Source organism: Allobosea caraganae (assembly GCF_003351345.1).
Classification (GTDB): domain Bacteria; phylum Pseudomonadota; class Alphaproteobacteria; order Rhizobiales; family Beijerinckiaceae; genus Allobosea; species Allobosea caraganae.
In genome coordinates, this window is record NZ_QQTO01000037.1 from 220861 (window position 1) to 242500 (window position 21640).

Below are 21640 nucleotides of genomic sequence, written 5' to 3' on the forward strand. Positions count from 1 at the left end.
GCCCTTTGCCTGGCCCTGCTGACGGCTGGCCTCTTGATGAGCGCGCCGGCCAAGGCCGACTTGCGCATGTGCAACACCACGGGCAGCCGCATCGGCGTCGCCATCGGCTATCGCGACGCGCAGGGCTGGGTCACCGAGGGCTGGTGGAACCTCTCGCCGCGCGGCTGCGAGACCCTGTTGCGCGGCACGCTGGCGGCGCGGTTCTACTACGTCTACGCGCTCGACTACGACAAGGGCGGCGAGTGGACCGGCAAGTCGGTCATGTGCACGCGCAACAAGGAATTCACCATCCGCGGCATCGAGGATTGCCTGGCCCGCGGCTTCGACCGCTCCGGCTTCTTCGAGGTCGACACCGGCGAGCAGAAGAGCTGGACGATCCAGCTCACCGACAACAACACCCCGGCCGCGCCGCGACCTTGAAACGGGTACCTCGCGTGGACCCACAGCCCTCATCTTGAGGAGCGCGGAGCGCGTCTCGAAGGATGAGGGCTCAGGTATTCCCGCCCAAGCACCTTCAGTTCAGCGCCAGCCCCGAGCGCGGCCCGGCGATCTGGTCGATCGCCTCGACGATGATCTCCGGCGCGGCGTGGTGCGGCATGTGGCCGACGCCCGGCAGCAGCACGAAGCGCCCGAGCGGCGCCTCGCGCGCGATTGCGGCCGAATGCAGGATGGGCGAGACGATCGCGTCGCTGTCGCCGGTGATGGCCACCACGGGCATGCGCAGCTCGCGGTAACGCGGCGCCTGCGCCGTGACGAACGCATGCAGCGCCGCGAGATCCTGCGCATTCGCCTCGAAGGTTGCCGGCCGCAGCAGCAGCTTGATCTCGCCGGCCTCGATGTATCCGGGCGGGACCGGCTGCGGCGCGAACACCGCCTTGACCCCAGCCGGCAGCAGCAGGTCGACCGCGGGGATGCCGATCAGCCGCGTGAACACCGGCCCGACCACCGGCCATGACGCGACGTGATAATACCACTCCAGGCCAGTCGGCCAGGGATGGGTCACCGCCCCGAGCAGGACAAGCCCGCTCAGCCGCTCCGGCCGGTCGAGCGCGATCCGCACCGACATTGCGCCGGCCAGCGAATGCGCCACCAGCACGAAGGGCTCGGGCGCGATCTGGTCGAGCCCCTGCATGATCGCGGCCGCCTGCCTGGCAGGATCGGCCATCGCCCGGCCCTCCAGCCGGTCGCTCCAGCCATGGCCGGGCCGGTCGAGCGCGATGACGCGGTAATGGCCGAGCTCCGGTCCGAGCGTCGCCAGCAGGTCGGCATGGTCGGAGGAGGCGCCGTGGACCAGCACGACGGTGCCGCGCGATTCGCCCTCGGGCCGGCGCTCGACATAGTGCAGCCGGCCGCCCGGCAGCGTCAGGAAGCTGCCCTTCGGCGGATTTTGCCGCTCGGCCTCGGCGCCGATCAGCTCGGTGCGGAGCAGCAGGCCGCCGATCAGCAGGACGGGAATGAAAAGCAGGGCGCGCGTCAGCATGATCCGCTTACGCCGCCAGCCATGCTTCGGTTTCGCCTGAATGAACCAGCAACGTCACGCGTCGCGGCCGTCGACTTCCATCTTCAGCGATTCGACCGCGTCCTTGATCGCCTCGTACTGCGGATAGATCTCCAGCGCCTTGCGATAGGCGACCATGGCGCGCTTGTCGTCGCCCTGCTGGCGCAGGATGGTCCCCAGGCCCATCATCGCGCCGTAATGGCGCGGCTCGCGCTTCAGCGCCTCGCCGATGTCGAACATCGAGCGGATCGGGTCGCCGGCGAGGAAGAGCGCGTTGGCGCGCTGGTTCCAGGCCTCGGCCCAGTCGGGCTCGATGCTGATGACGCGGTCGAGCAGCTCGATCGCGAGGTCGAGCTCCTTGGCCTGCATCGCCTCCTGGGCGCGGGTCATCAGCAGGTCGGCCGTATCGGAGCCGGAGCGGGCCCAGCGCCGCTGGATCAGCCGGGCGATGCCCTTGGCCTCGTCCTGCGTCTTGGCGACGGCGAGCCGCTCGAACAACCGGTCGAGCGTCGCGGCCGGCGAGCGCGAAGGCGTCGGGGCGGGCGCAGCCGGGTTGTCGTCCTTGTCCTGGTTGGGAACCGCGCCGGGGCGCTGCGGCGGCGCGCTTTGCTGCGCCCGAACGGAGCCGAGCGACAGCGTCGCGGCGAAAGCCAGCGCGAAGGCGGCGGGGAGCAGGCGAGAGGTCTTCATGCGTCGAAACTTTACGCCGCTTGGCGCCAGCGTCAATTCACGGGACAGCGACCTTCTGCCACGCAAAAAGGCGGGCGCGACTGGCGCACCCGCCTGTTTCGAACTCATCAGCGTTCACGCGGCCTGACGACCGCGCGAAAACTCAGCCCTGGCGCGCCTTGAAGCGCTTCTGGACCTTGTTGATGATGTAGACGCGGCCCTTGCGGCGCACGAGCTGGTTGTCGCGATGGCGCAGGCGCAGCGACTTCAGCGAGTTGCGGATCTTCATCGTCTCTACTCCAGCGACCCGCCCTCGCGAGCGAATCGGACAAAAACTAAGCGCCGCGACGCGGATCGGCGGGCGATCCTCATCGACCACTCGAACGGCGCGGCTGATGCGATGCCGGCTGTATACGGATTTTTCCGTCTTTCGCAAGGGTCAAACCCGTGCGTGCAGCCAAAGATGCTCATGCAGCATGTCTTTGGGGACAACCCCGGCCCTCATCCTGAGTGTCTGACTGGACATTCGAGCCCTCACCCTGAGGAGCCGCTTTAGCGGCGTCTCGAAGGGTGCTCCAGTGGGCTTCCGAACCTCCTGGAGCATCCTTCGAGACGCGCTTCGCGCTCCTCAGGATGAGGGCTCAGGCATTTATGAGTCAGACTCTGAGGAGCCGCGAAGCGGCGTCTCCAAGGATGCTCCAGCCCCAGAGCCTGCCGAGAAAATCCCCGGCGCCACCTCGACCGCATCGATGATCGCATCGACCAGCGCAAAAATGCGGTCGAGCTCGCCCGCCAGCGCCGCGACCTGCCTGGAGGCGTCGGTGCCCACGAGATGCGGCGGCTCGAAACTCTCGAATTCGTCGCCGCCATTCGCACCGTCGAGCACGAAGACCAACCGCCGCCCGCCGGCATAGAGCTTCGGCGGCTGGAAGCCGGTGCCGTCGGACATGCGCAGCATCCGCTCCATCGTCATCGGCGTCAGCAGGGCCCGCGCCGCGATCTGGTCGCTGCCGAAGGCGGAGTAGACCGCCTCGAACAGCGGGTCCTCCAGCCTCACCGGCGGCAATCCTCCGGCGCGCGCGCCCTGCATCACCACGGCGATCGTCTGTTGCAGCGGCCTCTCGAAGGCGATCTCGACGACCAGCCCCCGGAACAGCACGCCCTTCTTCTTGAAGTTCTCATGCCGCAGCCGCAGCTCGGTGATGAAGAGCTGGCGCCCGCGATAGGGGCCGTGAACGTGATCGTCGGTCTCGACCTCGGTGAAGCCCGGCAGCACGCCGTTTGCCACGAGCTCGCCGAGTTCCGGCACATGGTCGCGCGCCAGGCTCAACGCGCCGTGCCGGGCGAGCAGCCGCGGCAAGGTCACCGTCTTGAACAGCTCGGCATAGTGCCGGTTCGGTCCATAGGTCACCAGTTGCCAGACGCCGAACATCGCGATGGCGAAAATCAGGATGAAGGGCGGCCAGGCCAGCTTATCGTCGGTGCCGAACTGGATGCCGAGCAGGACCACTGCGACGAGCGGCAGCAGGATCACCAGGCGCTTGCGCGCCGCAGCCGAGACCTCGGCGCGAACCCGCTCCAGCTCGGCGATGTCGGCAGCCAGCTCTCGTGGGATCGCGGTCGGCGCCGGCGCCGGCCGATCGTCTCCCACGGCAGCCTGCGCCCGGTGATCCCGGAACGACAGAAAGATCATCAGCCCGATCCAGACCAGCGGCAGCGCCGCGCCGACCACGATGCCCGGTATCAGCACGAGAAACGCGATCAGGCTGATCGTCGGCGCGGCCGAGCCGCCAACGGCATCGGCGAGGATCAGGCAGACGATCGGAACTAGGAAGAAGGCGACCAGGAACAGGCCGAGCCAGCGGCTGACCTGGCGCGGCCGCAGCCATGCCCGCACCGCCGCATACCGACCACCTTCGCTCTGCCCCGCGCCGCTCATGCCGCCTTTGCCCGCCTCCGCCTCTGCGGAGCCTAGCGCCGGCGCCTCGCGGGCGGGTCCCTCATCTGAAGGACGATTATGTGGCCGTCACTTCCGGCAGGCGAAGGGCAGGAAGGTGCTGGCGATGCCCGCATTGATCGCCCGGATCACCAGGACATTGGCGAGGTCGAGCTCTTCCTTGGATTTCGGGCAGACATCGGGCGGCGTCGAGCAGCCGCTGGCCAGGAAGGCCTCGTGCCGCTCGGTGAACTCCTGGCTAAGCCCCTTGCGGCCGAAGCGCCCGAGCGCGTCCGTCCAGGCCTTCTTGTAGCGATTGCACTTTTCGACGGTCCAGCTCTCGGCCTCCGGCTGCTGCGCGCCGGCCTGCATCGCGCCGCCATCCAGCGCCGCCAGCAGCACCCCCGCCATCATAGTCTGGACCAGCCTCACGCCTCGCTCCCGGAATCGCCTTCAAGGACACCGCTTTATGAGCACGATGGTGACGAAGTGGTGGCCGTTTGGCCCCCAACCGTCATTGCGAGCGTAGCGAAGCAATCCAGGGGGACCGGGTGAGCGCAATCCCCCTGGATTGCTTCGCTACGCTCGCAATGACGGGAGAGTTGATCGAAAACGGCTCTAAGGCAGGTTGTCCCGCAGGAAGATGTCGATGCGGATGCGCTCCTGGTCGGGCAGGATCGGATCGCCCCAGCAGCGCGCCAACAGCACCCGCGCCGCCGAGCGCGCCTCGTGGCCGGGATCCTGGCTGATGATCGCCTCGATGACGCCGTGCAGCAGCAGCCGGCGCGAGTGCACGGTCAGCTCATGCGCGATCCAGACGATGTCGCTGCGGCCGGATTCCTTCAGCGCCGCGGCGATGCCGCGGTTGCCGGCGCCGACATTGTAGATGCCGACGAGATCGGGCCGGCGCGCCAGCAGCGCCTCGGTGGCCGCCTGCGTCCGCTCGCTGTCGTCGCGCCCCTCGACGGCCGGCAGGGCAATGAGGTCGGGAAACTCGCTCGACAGCACCTGATGGAAGCCGAATTGCCGCTCGGCATGGTCGCGCAGCGCCAGCGAGCCGGCGATGACGCCGACGGCGCCCTTCCGCCCCCTGAGGAAGCGGCCCATCAGGGTCGCGGCGGTGCGGCCGGCGGCGGGGTTGTCGATGCCGACATAATGCAGGCGGCGCGAGCTTGGCACGTCCGAGACCAGGGTCACCACGGGAATGCCGCGATCGGCGAGGTCGTCGATGGCGGCGCGGATGCGGGGATGGTCGAGCGCGATCGTCGCCACACCGTGATAGGCCGGCGAGACCGTCTCCAGCGCCTGCGCCAGCGCGTCGGGGTCGAACACGTCGACATGCCTGATGTCGATGAAGGCGCGCTGCCCGGCGAGCCATTCCGCCGTGCGCGCGACCTGCTCGGAGAGCAGGGTCATGAAGCTGTTGGCGCCGCTCGGCAGGATGAAGACGAAGCGGAAGCTCTGGTTGCGCGCCAGCCGCGCCGCCGCCGGGTCGGCGCGGTAGCCGAGCCTGGCGACGGCCGCCTCGACGCGCGCGATCGTCTTCTCGCGCACGCCCTCGCGGCGGTTGACGACGCGGTCCACCGTCGCAACCGAGACGCCCGCCGCGCGCGCGACGTCTTCCAGCGTCGCGCGACCGACAGGGCTCGTCTCGACATCAACCATCAGCGCGCCGCCCAGAGCATCCCGCGCGTCAGCATCGTCTTCACCTCGGGAATGTCGAGCTCATAGGCGCGGTGGCCGAGCGCGCAGTAGAACACCCTGCCCTCGCCAAAGCGCTTCTTCCAGACCACCGGCATGACGACGCCGTCGATCCAGGAGGCGTGATCGCCGTTGAAGGTGGTCGTGGCCAGCACTTCGTTCGCAGGGTCGACATGCATGTAATATTGCTCGGAGCGATACTCGAAGTCCTTGATCCCGGCCATGACCGGATCGTCCGGCCGGGTCACGTCGACCTTGTAGTCGATGATATTGCCGGGATGGGCAACCCATTGCCCGCCGCACATGAACTGGTATTCGACCGCATCCCGGAACGCATCGCCCATGCCGCCGTGATGGCCGGCGAGGCCGACGCCACCGCGCACCGCGGCGCAGAGATTGGCCGCCTCCTCCTTCTCGATCTTCGCCATCGTGTAGATCGGCACGATCAGGGAGAGGTCGTGGATCGCGGGGTCCGCGAAGGCCGCGGTCGAGGTCTCGACGCGCACGTCGAACCCCTCTGCCGTGAGCCAGCCCCGCATCATCGAGGCGCAGAGGTCGGGGTCATGCCCCGGCCAACCGCCCCATACGATCATCGCCTTGCGCATCGTCGTCATCCTTCCACTCAATCGATCTGTCCGGTCTCACGCCCGGCGGGCATCGCGGCCGGCCTGTCGACGCGGCTCTCGATCTTGACCCGCCGGCCCTCGTCGGCGGAGGTCTGGAAGGCCTCCATCACCTCCAGCACATGGAAGGCGAGCGCGCCGCTGGCGCGGTGCGGCCGGTCGGTGACGATCGCGGTCGCCATGTCGGCGACGCCGATCGAGCGGAACTCGCCATCGGCATGGCCGTGGGTGAGCGCGACCGGCTCCCATTGCCCGCGCGGCTTGGCGAGCTTGACCTCGCCGCCGAACTTGTTCGGATCGGGCACCAGCATGGCGGCCTTGTCGCCGTAGATTTCGATCGGCGCATGCATGTGCTGGGGCACGTCGAAGCTCATCGTGATCGAGACGACCGCGCCGCTCTCGAATTCCAGCGTGCCGGCGACATGGGTCTCGACTTCGACGGGGACCAGCGTGCCGCTCATCGGCTGGCTGGTGACGAGCCGCTGCGTCCGCGGCCGCGCCGTCGAGCCCACCACCGAGGCGACCGGCCCGAGCAGCTGCACGAGGTCGGTGATGTAGTAGGGGCCCATGTCGAGCATCGGCCCGCCGCCGCGCAGGTAGTAGAAGCCCGGCGCCGGGTGCCAGCTCTCATGTCCGGGGCAGCCGAAGAAGGCGCTGCCGGCAACCGGCGTGCCGATCGCGCCGTCATCGATCAGCTTGCGCGCAGTCTGGTGGCCGCCGCCCAAAAAGGTGTCGGGCGCGCAGCCGACGCGCAGGTTCTTCTGGGCGGCCAGCTCCATCACCTTGCGCGCCTCGGTGGTGTTGATGCCGAGCGGCTTCTCGGAATGGACGTGCTTGCCGGCATTGAGCACGGCGAGGCTGACATCGGTATGGGCCAGCGGCACCGTGAGGTTGATGACGATCTCGACGTCGTCGCGCTTCAGGAGCTGCCCCACCCGCATGCCCGGCACGCCGAACTCGGCGCCGCGCCTCTCGGCCACCTCGCTGCGCATGTCGGCGACGGCCTTGAGCTCGAGCACCGGGAAGCGCCGCATCGCCTCCAGGTATTTCGTGCTGATATTGCCGCATCCGATGATGCCGATGCCCACTTTCCGCATGCGTAGTCTCCGTTGTGATGATGGGCGCGTGAGCCGGAAAGCATCCGGCTCACACCCAAAAGTCAGAGCAGGATTCTTACGAAAAACCGGTTCCCACTTTTTCGCATCCTGCTCTCGCGCTCGGGCTCAGCCCTTGACCGCGCCGGCGGTCAGCCCCGCCACGATGTGCTTCTGCGCGAAGATGAAGATCAGGACCGTCGGCAGGATCGTGAGCGTGATGAAGGCCAGGATCAGGTGCCATTCCGACGAGTACTCGCCCTGGTAGACCATGATGCCGAGCGGCCAGGGATAGAGCGCGTCGGAGTTCAGCATCACCAGCGGCAGCAGGTAGCTGTTCCAGCTATGGACGAAGGCGATGGTGCCGACGGTGGCCAGGATCGGCCGCGACAGGGGCAGCGTCACATAGCGGAAGAAGTCGATATAGCTGCAGCCGTCGACCAAAGCGGCCTCGAGCAGCTCGTGCGGCAGGTCCTTGAAGAAGCGCCGCAGCAAGAGGATGCTCATCGCCAGGCTGAAGGCGACCTGCGGCAGGATCACGCCGAAATAGCTGTCGAGCAGGCCGAGGTCGCGCACCTTGATGAAGAGCGGCAGGATCGCGGTCGCGGCCGGGAAGAGCAGGCCCATGGTGAGGTAACTCAGCAGCATCTCGCTGCCGTAGAACTTGATATGAGCGAAGACGAAGGCCGCCATCGACGCCACGATCAGCGTCAGCACCACGGTCAGGATCGAGATCACCGTCGAGTTCCACAAGAGCTGCCAGTAGCGCTGGGAGAGCAGGATGCCGGCGTAGTTCTCCCATTCCCAGGTGGTGGGCAGGCCGAACGGGTTGGTGCGCAGCTCGCCCAGCGTCTTGAAGCCGCCGAGCACCGTCGCCAGCAGCGGTACCGCGACGAAGGCCGCGACCACCATCAGGAACAGTGCCTTGTAGAGCGGCACGAGGTCGATCGGCCGGCTGTGGGGAGCCGTCAGGACGTCACTCATCGCGCATGAACCAGCGTTTATAGGTGAAGGCGAAGGTCACGCAGATCACGAACAGGATCACGCCGATGGCGCTGCCATAGCCGACGCGCATGCGCGAGACGCCATTGTTGTAGAGGAAGCTGACCATGGTGTTGGAGGAGTCGGCCGGCCCGCCCCGCGTCAGCGGCATCACTAGGTCGAAGAGCTGCAGCGAGCCGACGACGGCGAAGAAGATCGAGAGCCGGATCGTCGGATAGAGCAGCGGCACCACGATGTGCCGCAGCACCTGCATGCGCGAGGCGCCGTCGATCCGCGCCGCCTCGACCAGGTTCTTGTCCATGCCCTGCAGCGCGGCGATGAACAGCATCATGTGGAAGCCGAAATACTTCCAGACCACGACGATCAGGATCGCCAGCATCGAGGTCTGCGTCGAGGCGAGCAGGTGCGGCGCCTCGGCGCCGAAGGCCCGGAAGATCGAGGCGAGCAGGCCGTAATTGCCGTCGTAGATGAAGCTGAAGATCAGCCCGGTCGCGATCTCCGCCAGCACATAGGGCAGGAAGAACAGCATCCTGAGCGCGACCGAGCCGCGGAACCTCTCGGCCAGGATCAGCGCCAGGCTCAGCGCCAGCGGCAGCTGGATCACCAGCGACACCGCGATGATCAGCAGGTTGTTGCGGAACGCCGTGCCGAAGCCGCGCGAATCGAAGACGAACCAATAGTTGTCGAGGCCGATCCACTTGGTCGGCGTGCCGAAGCCGTTCCAGTTGAAGCCCGAGTACCAGGCTGCCTCGACGATCGGCAGCACGACGAAGATCGTGAACAGCAGCAGCGCCGGCGGCAGGAAGAGCAGCAGCGCGGAGAGGCGTCCGTCGATCGCCTTTCGCCGCCGCACCATTGCCATGGGGGCTCCGCTGCGCATGGCCAGTGTGCCGCTGCGCTGTGTCATGGGCTCGCTCGCAGGTTCGCCCGGCACGAAGGCCGGGTCCGGTTCATCAGTTGCCCTGCTTGAAGGCGTCCTGAATGGCCTTGGCGGCCTGCTTCGGCGTCATCGAGCCGCCGGCGATCTCGGCGGTCGCGTCGTTCACGACGCGACCGACCGAGGGACCGAGATCCTGGTCGTAGAAGTTCTGGTGGTACTTGGACGCGGCGATGTTCCTGGCGACGTTCTGCATGAACGCCGCGCTGAGCGCCGCCTCCGCGCCTTTGTAGGTCGGGATCAGGAAGTTCTGCTTGGCGAGCTCGCGCTGGACCTCGTCGGAGACGAAGTACTTCACGAAGTCGAGCGCTTCCTTCGGCGCGCCCTTGGTGATGAGCCAGCCATTGACGCCGCCGAGCGTATCGGTGGGCTGGCCCTTGGCTCCGGCGGGCATGGGGAAGTCGATCCAGCCGAGCTTGTCCTCGGGGATGCCCTTCTTGTCGGCGGCGAGCGCGCGCTGCGTCGCGGAATGATGCGAGATCGCCAGGTTCATCGCGGCCTTGCCGTCGCCGAAGAAGCCGAGCGCCTGCTGGTTCTTGAAGCCGAGGAAGCCGGTCTGGAACGGCTCGAGGTCGACGAGCTGCTTCATCAGCTCGCCCGACTTGATGAAGGTCTCGCCCTCGAAGCCGCCGTTCTGGCCCTTGAGCGCGGCCTCGAACGCCGGCTTGCCGCCAAGCCGCACGGCCAGATGCGTCCAGTAGAAATGCAGCGGCCACTTGTCGCCGCCGCCGACCACGATCGGCGTGACGCCGGCGGCCTTGAGCTTCTTCACCGCGTCGAGGAACTGGTCCCAGGTCTTGATCTTGTCGCCCTCGACGCCGGCCTTGGCGAAGAGGTCCTTGTTGTACATGAACCCGACCTGCGAGACGTTGAACGGCAGGCCATAGATCTTGCCGTCGACCGTGAAGGCCTCGAGCGCAGCGGCGGAGATGTTGTCCTTGAGACTGCCGACGCCGGCGGTGATGTCTTCGAGGACGCCGGCCTCGACCTGCGTCTTGAGCACGCCGCCAGCCCAGGAATACAGGATGTGCGGCCGGTCCTTCGACTGCAGGATGGTCGGCAGCTTGGCCTTGTAGGCCTCGTTCTCGAGGAACTGCATCTCGACCTTGACGCCGGGATTCTTCGCCTCGTAGCGCCGCGCGGCCTCCTCCCAGATCTTCACCTGGGCCGGGTTCTGCTCGATGTGCAGCCATTTCACGGTGGTCTGGGCGGCGACCGCGCCAGCGCTCAGCATCAGGCCCGCCGCGGCGAGCGCCAGCTTCCTCAACAATCCCATCGCTTCCTCCATGTCCGATTTTTGCTTTCCCACTTTTGAGCGGGTTGAGGTCAGCCTAGCTCGATTTTTGAGGTACGCAACTCAAATTCTGATCTATATGCATCTTGTGTTGAGCGGTTCGCTCGGGGCGGTTTGCGTGCGGCCGGCCTTCCGGTCATGTGTCATGGGGCCGGGCCAGGCGCGTGCCGGACGGCATTGCTGGAGAATGTGAGATGGCGGCTATCTATTCGGACCTTGCGGGCAAGGTCGTTCTCGTCACGGGCGGGGCCTCGGGCATCGGCGCGTCGATCTGCCGGCATTTCGCCCGGCAGCAGGCGAAAATCATCTTCTTCGACATCAACCGGGCGGCCGGCGAGGCTCTGGCCGGGGAGTTGACCGCGGCGGGATCATCCGCGCATTTCCAGCATGTCGACCTGACCGACATCGCCGCGCTGCGCGCCGGAGTCGAGCAGGCCCGCGCCGCCCACGGGCCGATCGAGATCCTCGTCAACAACGCCGCGCATGACGAGCGCCATCAGACCGAGACGGTGACGCCCGAATATTGGGACGACCGGCTCGCGGTCAACCTGAAGCACCAGTTCTTCGCGGCCCAGGCCGTGCTGCCGGACATGAAGGCCGCCAATGGCGGCGTCATCATCAATTTCGGCTCGACCTCGTGGATGGCCGGCCAGGGCGGCATGGCGGCCTATACCGCCAGCAAGTCGGGCGTGATCGGCCTGACGCGCTCGCTCGCCCGCGACTATGGCCCGTTCAACATCCGCGTGAACGCGATCGCGCCCGGCTGGATCATGACCGAGCGCCAGATCGAGAAATGGCTGACGCCTGAGGGCGAGGCCGAGCTGATGCGGCGGCAATGCCTCAAGCGCCATCTGGTGCCCAACGAGTTGGCGAAGTTCACCGTCTTCCTCGCATCCGAGGAAGCCTCGGCCTGCACGGCCCAGCACTATGTCGTGGATGGCGGCTGGGTCTGAGCGCCCGCACCTCGGGGGCCAGAAAAACAACGGCCCCGGAAACCGCCTTGAGGCGATGTCCGGGGCCTGGAATATGGTGGGCGCGACAGGGATCGAACCTGTGACCCCTACGATGTCAACGTAGTGCTCTCCCGCTGAGCTACGCGCCCGTTACGCCTTGCGGCAACCGGAACATGACGCCGTCTTGCGACCGTCACCATGTTGCGAGGTGGCGGCTATAGCCGCTCGTTTCACGCCATGCAAGGCGCTTCGTACCAAAAGTGTGGAGAGACCGTTCGAGACGCCTCGGCCGCTCTCAAGCAGCCAATAGCTTCTCGACCTCGTTCACCAGCTCGCGCAGGTGGAAGGGCTTGGAGAGCACCTTCGCATCCTTCGGCGTCTGCGAATCGGGGTTGAGCGCCACGGCGGCGAAGCCGGTGATGAACATCACCTTGATGTCCGGGTCGAGCTCGGTGGCGCGACGCGCCAGCTCGATGCCGTCCATCTCCGGCATCACGATATCGGTCAGGAGCAGCTCGAACGGCTCCTCGCGCAGCCGGTTATAGGCCGAGAGCCCGTTATCGAAGGAGGCGACGTCATAGCCCGCGTTCTGCAGGGCCTTGACCAGGAAGCGACGCATGTCGTTGTCGTCTTCCGCGAGGAGAATCTTCGTCATGGGCCTGCTTCGTCCGTCCCTTTAGGCCTAGATGGATGAGGGCCGCCCACTCTGGACAGCCCCGCTGCACGTCGTCTCGCCCGAACCGATGCCGGGCTCCATCAAAAAGTTAGAGCAGGATTCTCGCGAAAAACCGGTTCCCACTTTTTCGCATCCTGCTCTCGCGCGCCGCAGCGTTATCGTCCGCCCGGAACGCTTGGAACACTCTCCTTCTATAAGGCACCACCATGGTAAACAACGAGTGAATATTGGCGCGGTATCGGCCCCCTCGCGAGCGTGACTTCAACCGCGCCGGTTTGTGTGCTTGAGTTGGCCGGCATGAGCGTTCCATCCGGCTTTTCCCCGTTCGATTCCGACGATGTCGTCGCCGAGATCACGCGGCCCTACAGTCTCTACCACCCGGCCCTGCAGATCGTGCCGGTGGTCGTCGACGTGCCCCATGCCGGGCGGCACTACCCGCCGGCCTTCGTCGAGAAGGCGCGCCTGCCGCTGCGCTCGCTGCGCCGTTCGGAAGACGCCTATGTCGACCGGCTCTTCGCCAATTGCATCGCGCTCGGCGCCCCCCTCCTCGTCGCCGAGTTCCCGCGCGCCTATCTCGACGTCAACCGCGAGCCCTACGAGCTCGACCCGCGCATGTTCGAGGGCCGCCTGCCCGCCTTCGCCAACACCCGCTCGATGCGGGTCGCCGGCGGGCTCGGCACGATTCCGCGCATCGTCGGCGACGCGCACGAGATCTATTTCGGCCGCATCCCGGTCGAGGAGGCGCTATCGCGCATCGACGGGCTCTACCGCCCCTACCATGCCGGCCTGCGCGGCCTGGTGCAGCGCACGCAGGGCGCCTTCGGCACCTGCATCCTGGTCGACGCGCATTCGATGCCCTCGAGCGGGCTCGACCGCGACGGCGTCGCCAAATCCGACGTGATCCTGGGGGACCGCTTCGGCACCAGCGCCGGCGGCCACATCATCGACGTCGCCGAGGAGGCCTTCCGCAAGCTCGGCCTGACCGTGACCCGCAACCGCCCCTATGCCGGCGGCTTCATCACCGAGCATTACGGCGCGCCGGCCGCAGGCGTGCATGCGCTGCAGATCGAGATCAACCGCGCGCTTTACATGAACGAGACGACGCTGGAGCCGCATGCCGGCTTCGTCGAGCTGGAGCGGGCCATCGGCTCGGCCATGGCCGACTGCTTCGCCCGCTGGAGCGGCTGGCTCGACGAGTGGCGCGAAGCCGCGGAGTGACCCTGTTCAGAGTCTGTGCATGACCTCGGCCGAAAGCCGGTTGCCGCTTTTCGGCATCATGCTCTCGCCCGCGCATCCGCTTGCCGGCGCAACCAAGAAAAAAGGGCCGCGCACTTTCGTGGCGGCCCAAGTCTAGGGAGGAAACGCCCAAGGAGGGCAAGCAAAGGCTTGAAGTGATCTCCCCTTCGCAGCGCACAATCTAACTGTGCAGCGCAAAAAAGCAAGACCTTTCGCCGGGAAGCTTAAGGGGTATGCGCTCAACGCAAGACTAGCCCCGGTTTCCCCCTCGATTCCCTTGTTTTCCGGCGAAAGCCCCCGCATGAAGCGCCGGCACCGGTGATGCCGGCGTCACCCTTTTGCTGCATAGCAGCGTAAATTCGAGGAGAGCAGCATGGGCCCGGTGGATTTCGGCGCATTCGTCGCGGAGCTGGCAACGCAGTCCGGCCAGGCGATTCTGCCATTCTTCCGCGCCAAGCATGCGACTGAGGACAAGGCCTCGCCCGGTGGCGTCTTCGACCCGGTCACGGAGGCCGACCGCGCCGGCGAGAACGTGATGCGCCACCTGATCAAGCGGCATTTCCCCGAGCATGGCGTGCTCGGCGAGGAGTTCGGCACCGAGAACGCGGATGCGGAATATGTCTGGGTGCTCGATCCGATCGACGGCACCCGCGCCTTCATCTCCGGCATCCCGGTCTGGGGCACGCTGATCGGCCTCACCCGCAGCGGCGTGCCGGTCTACGGCATGATGCACCAGCCCTTCACCGGCGAGCGCTATTCCGGCGACGGCCGCCAGTCCCGCTACGAGGGGCCGGGCGGCAACCGCGTGCTGCGCACCCGCAAGACCACGGACCTCGCCGCAGCGACCCTGATGACCACGAGCCCGTCGCTGTTCCCCGGCGATGAGCAGGCGGCCTACAGGCGGGTCGAGGCCAAGGTGCGCATGCCGCGCTATGGCTGCGACTGCTATGCCTATTGCATGCTCGCCAGCGGCCATATCGACCTGGTGATCGAGAGCGGGCTGAAGCCCTACGACATCGTCGCGCTGATCCCGATCATCGAGGGCGCCGGCGGCATCGTCACTTCATGGGAGGGCGGCAGCGCCGCCAATGGCGGCCGCGTCGTCGCCGCCGGCAGCAAGGCCCTCCACGAGGCCGCCCTCGCCCTCCTTGCCGGCTGAGAGCGCCGCCGCGATATCCTCGCCCGGCACGAAGGCGTCGAAGGCGGCCCAGAACCGGGCGCGGATGTCGTCCGTCTCCATCAGGATCTCGTGGCGCGAGGTCGGCAGCACCAGCGCCGAGCCGGTCTTCAGCCGGGCGGCGAAGCGCTCGATCGCCGGGGTCGAGACCACCGGGTCCTGCCCGGCCGCGATGATCAGGGTCGGGACGCGGACGTCGCGCGCCGCCGCGGGCGCGTTCAGCCGCGCCATCAGCCGGAAGGCGGTCCGGACCCAGGCGATCGTCGGGTCGCCGATGCTGAGGTGCCGCGCCGCCGCCGACAGGGCCGAATTGCGGGCATAGCGCACCGGGTCGCCGGTCAGGCGGTTGCCCTCGAACGGCTTGGTCGCGATCGCGGTGTCGCCGCCGCCGGGCACGAAGGAGCGGCCAAGGCCGAGCCAGAACAGCACGTTGGCCAGCCGCTCGGCCAAGCCCGGCCGCTCGATCATGGTGAGGCCGAGCATCGGCGCCAGCGCCACCAGCCGCGCCGCCGGCAGGGCCCCACGCCTGGCGGCGTCGAGGCAGAGCGCCGCGCCCATCGAATGCGCCAGCACGAAATGCGGCTTGGGCAGCGCCTGCATCTCGGCCATCGCCAGCGCGAGATCGCGCTCATAGTGCCTGAGGCGCCCGACATGGCCCTTGCGGGCGCGGCCGACGAAGCGCTGCGAGCCGCCCTGCCCGCGCCAGTCGAAGGCGAGCACGTGGAAGCCGCGCCGGCGCAGCTCGGCGATGGTCTCGCTGTAGCGCTCGATGAACTCGGCCCGGCCCTGCACCAGGACGACGGTGCCGCGCACCGCCTTCACCGTCGGCCGCCAGCTCGCGAAGCGTAAGGCAGCGCCGTCATTAGTGGCGGCGAGCCAGACCTTGGCGTGGCCGGGCGGCGGATAGGCGGGATCGACGAACAGGTCCACTTCGGCCATCGCGGCCTCCGAATCGCGGCATCAGAACACGATGCGCGGGCCGGTTATGCCCGCCCCCGCCGGCTCTTGAAAAGCCGAAAAGCTCTCCCAACTCATAGTCACGCAGGCCGATGACGGCTGCGTAAATCTGAACCTGGCTCGCGCTCACGACGAGGCGAGCTGCACCACATGTCGCTTCCTCAGGAGGACACCATGCGTCATTTCGATCTTTCCCCGCTCTATCGCTCGACCGTCGGCTTCGACCGCCTGTTCGCCTTGCTCGACCAGGCCAACAGCGTCGAGAACGCCCCGACCTATCCGCCCTACAACATCGAGCGCACCGCCGAGAACGCCTTCCGCATCTCGATCGCCGTCGCCGGCTTCGCCGAGGGCGACCTCGCCATCGAGAGCAAGGAGAACACCCTGAGCGTTCGCGGCGAGAAGCAGGTCTCCGAAGACGCCGGCAACCGCGAGGTCCTGCACCAGGGCATCGCCGCGCGCGCCTTCGAGCGCCGCTTCCAGCTTGCCGACTACGTCCAGGTGACCGGCGCGAGCCTTGAGAACGGCCTGCTCCATATCGACCTCGTCCGCGAGATTCCGGAGGCCAAGAAGCCCCGCCAGATCGCCATTGGCGGCAGCTCCGCCAAGGTGCTCGAGGCCAAGGTCGCCAAGGCCGCGTAACGATCAGCCTCACGGCTGAGACGAATGGGGCGCTCCCGGGAAACCCGGAGCGCCCTTTCTCATGGCCGCCTCAATCCAGCGGCGTGACCGGAGCGATCGGCGTTGCCGGGCGCGTGACGGAGGGCGCGGGATCCTCGACCTGGACCGGCGGCAGGCCGCTGCCGCCGGCGCCGGGCGGCGTCTCGGCCTTGGCGAGCGGCGGCGTCCGCTCGGGCTCGCCGGTGCCGCGGACGTCGTTCGGATTGACCAGCCTCGGCTTCTCCTCGCCGGTCGCCGGAACGCTCGCCTCGACCGGCGGCCTCTCGGTTGGGACGGCAGGCTCCGGCGCCGCTGGCACTACCGCAGGGGAAGGCGGCACGATGGTCGCGGGCGCGCTGGCCTCAGCGGGCGGAGCCGGCGGCTTCTCCTGCTCGGGTGGGCGAGGTGGGGTCGCGGGCGAGAGCGGGATGACCCGCACCGGCGCATTCGCCTGGGCCGGCGGCTTCAGCGCCGGCGGACGCTCGGGCGGCATCGGCAGCAGGCGCGGCTGGGCCGGGCGCGGCTCGGCGGGGTCAAGCCGCGCCACCGGCGGCGCCACGGACGTCCCCGGCCCCGGCGGCTGGAGATTGACGCGCCTGACGAGGTCGCCGCTATAGAGGTCGAAGATCAGCCTGGTGCGCCGGCCATTCGCCATTTGCCCATCGACGACATAGGTCGATTCGGTCCGCGCCGTGCGCTCGACCTGGGCAAGGCCGTATTCTCGGAGCGCGATCCGCGCGATTTCGCGCTGGGACAGGGGTACAGGCGCAGGCGGGGCATAGCGCTGACCGTAGCCATAGCTGTAGCCGTAGCGCGGCACGTATTCGTAGTCGTAGTCTTCGTAATATTGCGCGGCGGCCCCACCGGCCGAGCCCGCCAGCGCGCCGGCCACCGCCAGGCCCATCAGCACGCCCCGCGAACGCGCGGTCGAAATAGAAGCCATCTCAATCACCCTCTCGGTGGATCCACCCCGCCTTAAGTAGTCCTTAGGGATTGCGGCACGCTTGCGGCGCGAAGGAGGACTTTTGAAACCGGCGGGAGCTGCGCCGTCCGGCCCTCACCCGCCCTCTCCCGTGCGGCAGAGGGGTTCCCCGCGCCTCCTTGTCGAAGGTTGGCGGCTCCAGGTGCCGGACTCGCGTCAGATTGGAGCTGTTGGAGCGGCTACCCGTTCAGCACCGAGATCAGCCGCTCGACATCCTCTTTCCGGGTCGAGAACGACATCACGAAGCGGCCGATCACCTCGCCGGGCTTCAGCGCGTCAGCCTCGGCCAGCGCCGTATCGGACCAGGCGATGAAGCCGATACCGGCCGCCTTCAACCGCGCCTGCGCGGCCGTATCGAGGATCAGGAAGGCCGCATTGGCCTGGCAGGGCCAGGCGAGCCGCGCCGCGCCGCCCTTGACCACCGCATCAGCCAGCAGCGCCGCCATCGCATTGGCATGGCGCGCGAGCGCGAGCCAATGCCCGCCCGCGAGCAGCCCCTCGAACTGCGCGCCGATCAGCCTGCCCTTGGAGAGCGTATGGCCGCCGCGCTTGCGCCGCCACTTCATCTCGGCCGCCACGGCCGGATCGAAGAAGACCACCGCCTCGGCCGCCCAGGCGCCGTTCTTGGTGCCGCCGAAGGAGAGCACGTCGACGCCGGCCTTCCAGGTGATCTCGGCCGGCGAGCAGCCGAGCGCCACCAGCGCATTGGCGAAACGCGCCCCGTCCATGTGCAGCTTCAGGCCGCGCGGCTCGGCCGCATCCTTCAGCGCCCGCACCTCGGCCGGCGTGTAGACGAGCCCGCATTCGGTCGCCTGCGTGATCGCCAGCGCCTGCGGCTGCACCTGGTGCAACGCACCTTCGCGCATCCGGGCGAGCGTCTTGGCGACCAGCTCCGGCTGGATCTTGTTGCCGATGCCCGGCAGGCCGACGAGCTTGGCGCCGTCGGAGAAGAATTCCGGCGCGCCGCACTCGTCATCGGCGACATGGCTTTCCTGATGGGTCAGCACCGCCCCCCAGGGCCGGGTCAGGCAGGCCAGAGCCAGCGAGTTCGCCGCCGTCCCGCTGGTCACCAGGAAGACGGCGACCTCGTGCTCGAACAGGTCGCAGAAGAGCCGCTCGACGCGGCCCGTCCAGGCATCGGTGCCATAGGCCGGCGAATTGCCGTCATTGGCCGCGGCGATCGCCGCCATCACCGGGGCGCTTGCGCCGGCCGTATTGTCGCTGACGAAGTTCATGGCCGAGCGTTAGCGGCTCGGCCATGCCGCTGCCAAGCGCGCCGCCGGAATGGGGCTCTGCATGCCGCGCCTGCGGGTCATGCGCCGAACGCCCGATTCAAACGCCGCAAACAAGAAGCGTGCGGCTTGACTCAGGCTTTCGTCCCGAAAATATCTCGCCGAAGTTGCATATCGCAATAAAATTTCAGCGGGAGGCAAAATCGGCTCTTGTGCGAACCTTAGAACTCTGGCAAATTCGTCGGGATAGGACAGTGATACTGTCCCAATTTTCACCGCACCGACGCGAGGCCACGGAGCCTGGCGTCGGACGATCGCAACGGAGCGGAGCAGATGACGAGAGGCACGGCCAAGACCGCCAAAGCCAACCGTAAACGCGCCGCCCGTAAAACGGCGGCGTAATCAGGCGCGGCAGGGCTTGAGAAGCCCGAAGCGCCTGCGGAGGACGCGGGCGCGAACCGAAACCAGCGCAAGCAAGCCTCTGACAGACAACCAGGCCGCGTTGGCCCCGTCCTTGCTGATGCAAATTGCTCAAGCGAGGTGGCGGGGTCCGCGTGGCGCGGGATGATTGTGGACTCATGCAGGTTCCTCGGTGGAAACTGGGGAACATTGGCAAGCGGGGTTTGACCATGAGCGGAACCAGCAAGTCGAGCAGCGCCAAGTTGGGCAGCGTAAAGTTGGGCGGTGCAATGGCTGTCGAGCGCTTCCCTGACGTGCGCGATCCGGCGATGCCGGAGGCGCAGGGCCTCTATGATCCGTCCATGGAGAAAGATTCCTGCGGCGTCGGCTTCATCGCCGACATGAAGAACCGCAAGACCCACGCCATCGTCGAGCAGGGCCTGCAGATCCTGCACAATCTCGACCATCGCGGCGCCGTCGGCGCCGATCCCAAGCTCGGCGACGGCTGCGGCATCCTCACCCAGATCCCCGACCGCTTCTTCCGCGAGGAATGCGGCAAGCTCGGCATCACGCTGCCGCCGCTCGGCCACTACGCCATCGGCCAGTTCTTCATGCCGCAGGATGCCGCCAGCCGCGCCGTCTGCGAGGAGATCGTCGCCCAGACGGTCGAGGAGGAAGGCCTGACCTTCCTCGGCTGGCGCGACGTGCCGGTCGACAACCACGACCTCGGCGACGCCGTCAAGGAGACCGAGCCGACCCATCGCCAGCTCTTCGTCGGCCGCCCGGCCGCGATCACCGACGAGGACGATTTCGAGCGCAAGGTCTTCGTGCTGCGCAAGTCGGTCTCGAACAAGGTCTACCGGCAGCAGGACCGCTCGACCGCGACCTACTACCCGGTCTCGATGTCCTGCCGCACCATCGTCTACAAGGGCATGGTGCTGGTCACCCAGCTCGGCTCCTATTTCAAGGACCTGACCGACCCGCGCTTCGAGAGCGCGATCGCGCTCGTCCACCAGCGCTTCGCCACCAACACCTTCCCGTCCTGGCGCCTCGCCCACCCCTACCGGATGGTGGCGCATAACGGCGAGATCAACACGCTGCGCGGCAACGTCAACTGGATGGCGGCGCGCCAGGCCTCGGTCGACTCCGAGCTCTTCGGCGCCGACATCTCGAAGCTCTGGCCGATCTCCTATGAGGGCCAGTCCGACACCGCCTGCTTCGACAACGCGCTCGAATTCCTGGTCCAGGGCGGCTATTCGCTGGCGCATGCCATGATGATGCTGGTGCCCGAGGCCTGGGCCGGCAACCCGCTGATGGACGACAAGCGCCGCGCCTTCTACGAGTACCACGCCGCGCTGATGGAGCCGTGGGACGGCCCGGCCGCGATCGCCTTCACCGACGGCCGCCAGATCGGCGCGACGCTCGACCGCAACGGCCTCAGGCCCGCCCGCTACCTCGTCACCGATGACGGCATCGTCGTGCTGGCGTCGGAGTTCGGCGTGCTGCCGATTCCGGAGGAGCGCATCGTCCAGAAGTGGCGCCTCCAGCCCGGCAAGATGCTGCTGATCGACCTCGAAGAGGGCCGCATCATCGGCGACGACGAGATCAAGACCACGCTCTGCCTCGCCAACCCCTACAAGGACTGGCTGAACCGCACCCAGATCGTGCTCGAGGACCTGCCGCCGGTCGAGGCCCGCGCGCAGCGCACCGACGTGCCGCTGCTCGATCGCCAGCAGGCCTTCGGCTACACCCAGGAAGACACCAAGATCCTGATGGCGCCGATGGCCGTGACCGGCCAGGAAGCCGTCGGCTCGATGGGCACGGACACCCCGATCTCGGCGCTCTCGTCGAAGTCGAAGCTGCTCTATACCTATTTCAAGCAGAACTTCGCCCAGGTCACCAACCCGGCCATCGACCCGATCCGCGAGGAGCTGGTGATGAGCCTGCTCTCCTTCATCGGCCCGCGCCCGAACATCCTCGACCTGGAGGGCACCTCGCGCCGCAAGCGGCTCGAAGTGCGCCAGCCGATCCTGACCAATGACGATCTCGAGAAGATCCGCTGCATCGGTCACTACGAGGACCGCTTCGACACCAAGACGATCGACATCACCTACCCGGCGCGCGAGGGCGCGGCGGGCATGGAGGGCGCGATCGAGCGGCTCTGCGAGCGCGCCGAGGCGGCCGTCCATGGCGGCTACAACATCATCATCCTGTCCGACCGGCTGGTCGGGCCCGACCGCATCCCGATCCCGGCGCTGCTGGCGACGGCGGCCGTGCACCATCACCTGATCCGCAAGGGCCAGCGCACCTCGGTCGGCCTCGTGCTCGAATCGGGCGAGCCGCGCGAAGTGCATCACTTCGCCCTGCTCGCCGGCTTCGGCGCCGAGGCGATCAACCCCTATCTCGCCTTCGAGACGCTGGAAGCCCTCTACGAGGCCGGCGAGTTCCCGAAGGAGGTCGATCGCTACGAGGTGGTGAAGCGCTTCATCAAGTCGGTCGGCAAGGGCCTGCTCAAGGTCATGTCCAAGATGGGCATCTCGACCTACCAGTCCTATTGCGGCGCCCAGATCTTCGACGCCGTCGGCCTCAAGACCGAGACCATCGAGAAGTACTT

The 21640-nt window shown here is 67.3% G+C and carries 21 protein-coding genes and 1 tRNA gene (1 of these 22 cut by a window edge); 6 read left to right on the forward strand and 16 right to left on the reverse strand.

Annotated features, from left to right (window positions below; translation table 11 throughout):
* Positions 1-36: 36 nt before the first annotated feature.
* Positions 37-420, forward strand: a complete 384-nt coding sequence (locus tag DWF00_RS25580; RefSeq protein WP_425453180.1) for a DUF1036 domain-containing protein — start codon at positions 37-39, stop codon at positions 418-420.
* Between the two features lie 94 nt (positions 421-514).
* Here the strand turns inward: DWF00_RS25580 and DWF00_RS25585 are convergent, their stop codons facing one another.
* From DWF00_RS25585 to DWF00_RS25635, 11 genes are all read right to left on the reverse strand, one after another.
* Positions 515-1480, reverse strand: a complete 966-nt coding sequence (locus DWF00_RS25585; RefSeq protein ID WP_114828364.1) for an alpha/beta fold hydrolase — start codon at positions 1478-1480, stop codon at positions 515-517.
* Between the two features lie 54 nt (positions 1481-1534).
* Entirely contained in the window at positions 1535-2188 is a 654-nt protein-coding gene (locus DWF00_RS25590) for a tetratricopeptide repeat protein (protein WP_181832547.1), read from the reverse strand.
* A gap of 142 nt (positions 2189-2330) precedes the next feature.
* A complete protein-coding gene (ykgO, locus tag DWF00_RS25595) occupies positions 2331-2456 on the reverse strand; it encodes a type B 50S ribosomal protein L36 (RefSeq protein WP_114828362.1) in 126 nt (41 codons plus the stop codon).
* Positions 2457-2816: 360 nt separating this feature from the next.
* A complete protein-coding gene (locus tag DWF00_RS25600) occupies positions 2817-4106 on the reverse strand; it encodes a DUF3137 domain-containing protein (protein WP_114828361.1) in 1290 nt (429 codons plus the stop codon).
* An 87-nt stretch (positions 4107-4193) separates the two neighbouring features.
* Complete coding sequence (locus tag DWF00_RS25605) at positions 4194-4535, reverse strand: hypothetical protein (protein ID WP_147283662.1); 342 nt, start codon at positions 4533-4535, stop codon at positions 4194-4196.
* 186 nt (positions 4536-4721) lie between these two features.
* Positions 4722-5768, reverse strand: a complete 1047-nt coding sequence (locus DWF00_RS25610; protein ID WP_114828359.1) for a LacI family DNA-binding transcriptional regulator — start codon at positions 5766-5768, stop codon at positions 4722-4724.
* Positions 5768-6409, reverse strand: a complete 642-nt coding sequence (locus tag DWF00_RS25615) for a ThuA domain-containing protein (protein WP_114828480.1) — start codon at positions 6407-6409, stop codon at positions 5768-5770. The genes DWF00_RS25610 and DWF00_RS25615 overlap by 1 nt, the downstream gene beginning before the upstream one ends.
* Before the next feature lie 17 nt (positions 6410-6426).
* Positions 6427-7524: a Gfo/Idh/MocA family protein gene (locus DWF00_RS25620; RefSeq protein ID WP_114828358.1), complete on the reverse strand. Its 1098-nt coding sequence runs from the start codon at positions 7522-7524 to the stop codon at positions 6427-6429.
* Between the two features lie 126 nt (positions 7525-7650).
* Complete coding sequence (locus DWF00_RS25625; RefSeq protein ID WP_114828357.1) at positions 7651-8505, reverse strand: carbohydrate ABC transporter permease; 855 nt, start codon at positions 8503-8505, stop codon at positions 7651-7653.
* Positions 8498-9403 carry a carbohydrate ABC transporter permease gene (locus tag DWF00_RS25630; RefSeq protein ID WP_245974339.1) on the reverse strand — a complete coding sequence of 302 codons (906 nt, stop codon included), beginning with the start codon at positions 9401-9403 and terminating at the stop codon, positions 8498-8500. Before DWF00_RS25630 ends, DWF00_RS25625 begins: the two co-directional genes overlap by 8 nt.
* Positions 9404-9476: 73 nt before the next feature.
* Positions 9477-10736, reverse strand: coding sequence for an extracellular solute-binding protein (locus DWF00_RS25635; RefSeq protein WP_114828479.1), 1260 nt, complete (start codon positions 10734-10736; stop codon positions 9477-9479).
* Positions 10737-10948: 212 nt separating this feature from the next.
* Between DWF00_RS25635 and DWF00_RS25640 the strand changes: the two genes are divergently transcribed.
* Positions 10949-11707, forward strand: a complete 759-nt coding sequence (locus tag DWF00_RS25640) for an SDR family NAD(P)-dependent oxidoreductase (protein ID WP_114828355.1) — start codon at positions 10949-10951, stop codon at positions 11705-11707.
* A gap of 74 nt (positions 11708-11781) precedes the next feature.
* Here the strand turns inward: DWF00_RS25640 and DWF00_RS25645 are convergent.
* Together DWF00_RS25645 and cpdR are read right to left on the reverse strand one after the other, a co-directional pair.
* A tRNA-Val gene (locus DWF00_RS25645) sits at positions 11782-11856 on the reverse strand.
* Positions 11857-12002: 146 nt separating this feature from the next.
* Positions 12003-12362, reverse strand: coding sequence for a cell cycle two-component system response regulator CpdR (cpdR, locus tag DWF00_RS25650; protein ID WP_038363805.1), 360 nt, complete (start codon positions 12360-12362; stop codon positions 12003-12005).
* Between the two features lie 318 nt (positions 12363-12680).
* On the opposite strand from cpdR, the gene DWF00_RS25655 reads away from it, so the two are divergent.
* Positions 12681-13601, forward strand: coding sequence for an N-formylglutamate amidohydrolase (locus DWF00_RS25655; protein ID WP_114828354.1), 921 nt, complete (start codon positions 12681-12683; stop codon positions 13599-13601).
* Between the two features lie 391 nt (positions 13602-13992).
* The gene (gene hisN / locus DWF00_RS25660; RefSeq protein ID WP_114828353.1) at positions 13993-14778 is read left to right on the forward strand and encodes a histidinol-phosphatase; all 786 of its coding nucleotides are present in this window, start codon (positions 13993-13995) and stop codon (positions 14776-14778) included.
* Here hisN and DWF00_RS25665 read toward each other — a convergent pair.
* Complete coding sequence (locus DWF00_RS25665; RefSeq protein WP_114828352.1) at positions 14683-15735, reverse strand: alpha/beta fold hydrolase; 1053 nt, start codon at positions 15733-15735, stop codon at positions 14683-14685. The two genes, hisN and DWF00_RS25665, sit on opposite strands and share 96 nt — an antisense overlap.
* Positions 15736-15927: 192 nt before the next feature.
* Here DWF00_RS25665 and DWF00_RS25670 point away from each other — a divergent pair, with 192 nt between their 5' ends.
* The gene (locus DWF00_RS25670) at positions 15928-16395 is read left to right on the forward strand and encodes an Hsp20 family protein (RefSeq protein WP_114828351.1); all 468 of its coding nucleotides are present in this window, start codon (positions 15928-15930) and stop codon (positions 16393-16395) included.
* 70 nt (positions 16396-16465) lie between these two features.
* Here DWF00_RS25670 and DWF00_RS25675 read toward each other — a convergent pair whose 3' ends face one another.
* Together DWF00_RS25675 and DWF00_RS25680 are read right to left on the reverse strand one after the other, a co-directional pair.
* Positions 16466-17356 (reverse strand): hypothetical protein, encoded by an 891-nt coding sequence (locus DWF00_RS25675; protein WP_147283661.1) that lies wholly within the window; start codon positions 17354-17356, stop codon positions 16466-16468.
* A 218-nt stretch (positions 17357-17574) separates the two neighbouring features.
* A complete protein-coding gene (locus DWF00_RS25680) occupies positions 17575-18630 on the reverse strand; it encodes a threonine aldolase family protein (RefSeq protein ID WP_114828349.1) in 1056 nt (351 codons plus the stop codon).
* Positions 18631-19205: 575 nt separating this feature from the next.
* Between DWF00_RS25680 and gltB the strand changes: the two genes are divergently transcribed.
* Positions 19206-21640 carry the 5' portion of a glutamate synthase large subunit gene (gene gltB / locus DWF00_RS25685; protein ID WP_425453181.1) on the forward strand. 2347 nt of this gene lie beyond the right edge of the window, so the window shows 2435 of its 4782 coding nt (coding positions 1-2435); it begins with the start codon at positions 19206-19208; its stop codon lies beyond the right edge, outside the window.